The organism is Fusobacterium sp. SYSU M8D902, assembly GCF_040199715.1.
Classification (GTDB): Bacteria; Fusobacteriota; Fusobacteriia; order Fusobacteriales; family Fusobacteriaceae; genus Fusobacterium_A.
The window spans coordinates 1-687 of record NZ_JBEFNA010000081.1; the positions used below are offsets into that span (position 1 = coordinate 1).

Consider the following 687-nt stretch of genomic DNA (forward strand, 5'->3'; position numbering starts at 1 on the left):
TTGTTTAAAAAAGCGAATTTATTAAGGCTATCTATTAAGTATTTAGGTGTATATTTTTTATAGTGACTTGAATTTATAGTTATAGCTTTCCCATCAATATAATATCTATTATTTGATGCCCAAACACTTTTTTCAAGGAATTCTAAGGGTTTATTTACAAGTAATTCTATTAAAAGTCTTTCTTCAGGAAAAACAGGACGTAAATCAGTAGTTAAATAAATAAGATTATTGTTACAACAAGGACAAGTTAATTCTTCTCCTTGTTTTTTTATTATTGGAATTTTACATTCACTACACCAATATATTAAATCTTCATCATTTGTTATTATCTTATCATTCATCTTAAAAATCCTTTTCAGCTTGAGCTATTTCATAATTATCTATATCTTCTGCTGTATATTTTAAATAATATTTGTTCTCAATATTGATTATTGTAATTTCATCAATATCAATATTAAAATTAAGTTTATTTTTATTTTTTATCAATTCCATTTTGCTTTCTAGAGCTTCTAGATACTTTAAAGGTTTCATTTTAATCAAGTTTTCTTTTGCAATTTCTAAATTCATCATATCCCTCCAATATTATTTGCTTAAAAAAATTAATTTAAAAAAATTCGCTTTTTTAAACAAATACGGTTTCTATTTTTTCAATATAATATTAAACCAACTTTCACTCTCTCTACCTTC

The 687-nt window shown here is 23.0% G+C and carries 1 protein-coding gene and 1 pseudogene; both read right to left on the reverse strand.

Annotated features, from left to right (window positions below):
- Positions 1-341, reverse strand: a pseudogene (locus ABNK64_RS11150) (phosphoadenosine phosphosulfate reductase domain-containing protein); the annotation flags it as partial.
- A 1-nt stretch (position 342) separates the two neighbouring features.
- Positions 343-567, reverse strand: a complete 225-nt coding sequence (locus ABNK64_RS11155; RefSeq protein WP_349764446.1) for a hypothetical protein — start codon at positions 565-567, stop codon at positions 343-345.
- Positions 568-687 lie beyond the last annotated feature (120 nt).